At 46.1% G+C, this 4,362-nt stretch carries 5 protein-coding genes; 2 read left to right on the forward strand and 3 right to left on the reverse strand.

All coding sequences use genetic code 11. From position 1 onward, the window contains the following. On the reverse strand, window positions 1-925 hold a 925-nt coding region (locus IQR33_RS26600; RefSeq protein WP_416222697.1), incomplete at its 3' end, for an HlyD family secretion protein. Between the two features lie 207 nt (window positions 926-1,132). Then, window positions 1,133-1,924, reverse strand: coding sequence for a PhzF family phenazine biosynthesis protein (locus tag IQR33_RS26605; protein ID WP_193837210.1), 792 nt, complete (start codon window positions 1,922-1,924; stop codon window positions 1,133-1,135). A gap of 187 nt (window positions 1,925-2,111) precedes the next feature. Here IQR33_RS26605 and IQR33_RS26610 point away from each other — a divergent pair, with 187 nt between their 5' ends. Both IQR33_RS26610 and IQR33_RS26615 read left to right on the forward strand, forming a co-directional pair. Continuing rightward, window positions 2,112-2,645 (forward strand): YbhB/YbcL family Raf kinase inhibitor-like protein, encoded by a 534-nt coding sequence (locus IQR33_RS26610; protein ID WP_193837211.1) that lies wholly within the window; start codon window positions 2,112-2,114, stop codon window positions 2,643-2,645. A gap of 19 nt (window positions 2,646-2,664) precedes the next feature. Then, window positions 2,665-3,444 (forward strand): AraC family transcriptional regulator, encoded by a 780-nt coding sequence (locus IQR33_RS26615; protein WP_017635229.1) that lies wholly within the window; start codon window positions 2,665-2,667, stop codon window positions 3,442-3,444. Window positions 3,445-3,480: 36 nt separating this feature from the next. Here the strand turns inward: IQR33_RS26615 and arsB are convergent. Then, a partial coding sequence (gene arsB / locus IQR33_RS26620) for an ACR3 family arsenite efflux transporter (protein ID WP_228014171.1) occupies window positions 3,481-4,362 on the reverse strand: 882 nt, incomplete at its 5' end.

Consider the following 4,362-nt stretch of genomic DNA (forward strand, 5'->3'; position numbering starts at 1 on the left):
GAATGCCCGAAGGCAAGGATTGTGCTGAGTCTTGTAGGTCGACTTCTGCAAGGTACATCAAACGCGAGCGTTCTTCCTCGGTAAGCGCGAAATAAGGCGTAAATGAAGGCTCAGTCGCAACCCAACGAACGGTGCCGCTATATGGTTGCTCAACGCCATCTACATGCACGTTAACCGTTTTACCTGGCACAAAATCGACTCGGTAGTTGGCAGGAACGTAAACGCGAGCGTATGGGACGCGGCTGGCTTGTATTACAGCAACTACACCATTCACAGGAACGCGTTCGCCAAGGTTAAACGGTAGGTTATCTAACAAGCCATCTCGCGTGGCGGTGATGGTGAGTTCTGCCAGTTTCTGTTCTTGTAGTGCCACATCGGCTTTTGCTGCCATGAGTGCGGCTTTTGCTTGTTCAATATCTTCAGGACGAGAGCCAGCGGTCAGTTTGCTGAACTCTTCTTGTGAGGAGTCTAGCTCTGCACGGGCAGAATCTCTGGCTGCTAAAGCGGTGTCTTTTTCTGATTGGCTGATGAGTTTTTTACGAACTAACTCCGCCTTACGTTGGTAGTTCTTTTGCGCTTCAACCAATTGAGCTTCCGCTCTGGCAACGCGTGCTTGCGCTGCGGCAATGTCTTCTGGTCGCTCACCATTGGTCAATTTCAAAAGATAGGCGTCAGCCTTGGCTTGTTCGGCTACGGCGTGAGCTAAAACGGCTTCTTGGTTCTTTGTATCGAGCTGAACCAGCACTTCTCCTTCGGTGACTTGGCTGCCTTCCTTGATGGGTAGGGCACGAATTATCTCGCTAGAGGTTGCAGTAAAGGTTACGCGGTCACGTTCCAGTGTGCCAAGGGCTTGCTGTCCGTCATCTTTGGAACAGGCAGCTAAAAGAGTCAGGGCTAGGGTGCCAAGAATGATTCGCTTCATCATGCGACGCTTCCTCTAAGAAGGTGAGCTCGAATTCGTATCAAGCTATAGAAGAGTGTGGGACTGCATTCAGTGTAACGTGAGTCAGTTTTGTCCGGCTAGGAAGTTAATTCCTTCAATATTCATCAATTGATTAATTATTGAAACTGGCTTTATCCTGCTGAAGCCGTGCTTTACTTGGCTCTTTTAAGTTGATTACATGAATATCATTTAAACAAAAATCTGGCCTTTCATGTAGAGCACGCCGTCGCCAGATACTCTTACTTGTTCGCCAGTAACTTCACAGTGCAAAATACCTCCGCGCTGAGAAGCTTGGTAAGCGACCAGTGATGCTTTGCTTAACGCTTCTGCCCAGAACGGTGCTAACCCAGCGTGAATCGAGCCAGTTACGGGGTCTTCGTCACCACCATTTGCAGGCCAAAAGTAACGCGATACAAAGTCTTGTTGATCACCTTTCGCGGTAACGACCACATCGTAAGGAGCGAGTGTCTTGAGGTGCTCTGAACGGTATTGAACCTCAAGTACCTCCTGCTGGTTGCCGACCACCACGAAATACGCTTGAGGGCTAAGCAGTACGCGTTCCACATCGCAACTTAGGCCATCAATCAATGCCGAGGGAATATCAGAAACGGCTTTTGGAGGACGAGCAGGGAACGTCATCTCGATCTTACCTTGCGCATTCTTCTCTACGGTGAGGGTTCCTACTTCCAGAGTATGAAATTCAATCGTGCCATTAATGCCAAACTCATCAAACAGCACTAACGAAGAGGCCAGTGTTGCGTGTCCACAGAAATCGATTTCAGTAATCGGAGAGAACCAACGAATCTCATATCGGTTTGCGCCAATGGATTTTAGAAAAGCCGTTTCCGACAAGTTGTTTTCTGTCGCGATATTTTGCATCAATTCTGGGGCTAGCCATTCCTCTAACGGTACGACCGCTGCTGAGTTGCCTTTGAATTGCGTATCGGTGAAGGCGTCCACCACGTAGATATCCAATTCCATTTTCCTTCCTTGTTCCGTGAGCGATTAATTAGCATAAACCAAGTGCAATTAAGAGAGTAAGAAATTTGTGTTAGAATCTTAAAGTGTCAAAATTATAGATTATTTTGTGTTTTTTGATACTTACTGACAAGGATTCGGACTGCTGGGTACTTACACTAGTGTTGAATTCATTGAAAGGAAGAAAAACATGAAAGCGATCTACAAATCAGTTTTGGCATTGAGTGTTTTTGCGGTCGGTTCTGCCCATGCATTTGAACTCGTGAGTAGAGATATTCAAGAAGGCCACCCGATGGCGAAGACATTTGAATACTCTGGTTGGGGATGTGATGGCGGGAATCAATCACCACAATTGATGTGGAAAGAAGCTCCAAAGGGCACAAAAAGTTTTGCGATCACCGTGTATGACCCCGATGCACCAACAGGCAGTGGTTTTTGGCATTGGATAGCGTTTAATATTCCATCCACCGTTAGCGAGCTGCCTCGAGGCATTGATATGAACAAGTTAGGCGGCAAAGAATCTCGTATTGACTACGGTACAACGGGGTTCGGCGGCGCGTGTCCTCCAAAGAATGATGGGATGTATCGTTACCAGTTTACGGTGTGGTCATTGCCAACTGAAGAACTGAATTTGGATGAAAACACGCCACCAGCCATTGTAGGGTTTACTTTGAATAGTGTTGCTTTGGGTAAAGCGACATTAACCACGACTTACACGCGATAATTGAATATAAGGGGAGAGAATGGGTCACCAATATCAGGTTACGCTGTTTCGTGCGGAGCAGCAGCAGAAGCTTCGTAATGTCAGGATTCACTCCCCAAGCCTTATTCAGATTGTTAAGGGGAGTAAACATCTTTTCTGGAAAGATGAAGTACTCGACATCCATGATCCAAATATCATGCTTTGTGAAGCAAATGCATCCCTAAATTTTGAAAACCTTCCTCTACAAGGGCGATTTCTTTCTCGAATGTTCAGTTTTCACTGTGTGCCTAGCGATGAAATGTTGGAGCTAAGCATGAGCAACGCATTAGGAAACTATGTACCCGTTGTTGAGACAGATAAAGCATTGAAAGCGACGTTAAATGCTTTGTTTTCGTTTGAGCGGGAAAGCTTAAGTGAAGCGACACAACGCTATTGGATTATGGGCCTATATCAGCAGCTAGCTGAGAGAGGGTTATTGCATCGGTTGTTCTCGAGTTCACATATCTCTTTTAGTCAGAAACTTAGTCGTTACTTATCGCGCTCTCCAGGGGAGGAGCATCCATTAGACATGGTCGCGGGGCACTTTGCTATGAGCCGAGCAACATTGATACGCAAACTGAAACAAGAAGGTACCCAGTATCGTGAAGTATTGGCAGAAGTGCGCTTAAATCACGCACTTTACTTGATGCAAAATGGCTCGTATAACGTTGCTATGCTCGCACAGTTGTGTGGTTATCAGTCAGAGGGGCGTTTTAGCCAACGCTTTAAAAGTAAGTTCGGCCTAACGCCCAGCGAGTATATTAAAACGGTAGTGAGTTAATGTTTTACCGCTTTTGTATTTTTTGTGCTTTTTAGGTTAGCCATAATATTTGGCTTTCATTCGCAATGCTACATTCACCAAAGCAATCAACACAGGCACTTCGATCAGCGGGCCAATGACACCAGCAAAAGCTTGGTCTGAGTTTAGTCCAAACACCGCGATAGAAACCGCAATAGCCAATTCAAAGTTGTTGCCTGTTGCTGTGAAGGCAATCGACGCATTTTTGTCGTAGTCGATGCCCATTTTCTTACCAACGAAGAAGCTGACAAAGAACATCAACACAAAGTAGATAGCCAGTGGAATTGCTACACGGAATACATCCATTGGCAGTTCAAGAATCATCTCACCTTTTAAGCTGAACATCAGTACGATGGTCGCAAGTAGGGCGATAAGGGTAATTGGTGAAATGCGTGGGATGAACACGTCGTTGTACCATTGCTCACCTTTCGCAGCGACCAGCCATTTACGGCTTAGGAAGCCCGCTAGGAATGGGATACCAAGGTAAATCAGAACGCTTTCCGCGATGTCCATCATCGAGATATCAACCACGAAACCTTCGTAACCAAAGACTGGTGGCAACACAGTGATGAATAACCATGCCATCACACTGTAAGTCACGATTTGGAAAGCGCTGTTTAGTGCAACTAGGGCTGCACCGTATTCTTTGTTACCGCCACCGATATCGTTCCATACCAATACCATGGCAATACAACGAGCAAGACCAATCAGAATGATACCAACCATGTAACCCGGATGATCACCTAGGAAAGTCAATGCAAGGATGAACATCAAAATAGGGCCGACAATCCAGTTCATGACCAAAGACAGCGTGATCGCTTTTTTATCTTTCGTCACTGTGCCTAGCAAGTTGTAGTTCACCTTTGCGAGTGGCGGGTACATCATCAAAATCAAACCAAT

The sequence above is a fragment of the Vibrio sp. OPT46 genome (assembly GCF_015163535.1).
Taxonomy (GTDB): Bacteria; Pseudomonadota; Gammaproteobacteria; order Enterobacterales; family Vibrionaceae; genus Vibrio; species Vibrio alginolyticus.

Coding starts and splice junctions, on each gene's coding strand:
- IQR33_RS26615 (WP_017635229.1), top strand. CDS start 2,665: ATGGGTCACCAATATCAGGTTACGCTGTTTCGTGCGGAGCAGCAGCAG.
- IQR33_RS26605 (WP_193837210.1), bottom strand. CDS start 1,924: ATGGAATTGGATATCTACGTGGTGGACGCCTTCACCGATACGCAATTC.
- IQR33_RS26610 (WP_193837211.1), top strand. CDS start 2,112: ATGAAAGCGATCTACAAATCAGTTTTGGCATTGAGTGTTTTTGCGGTC.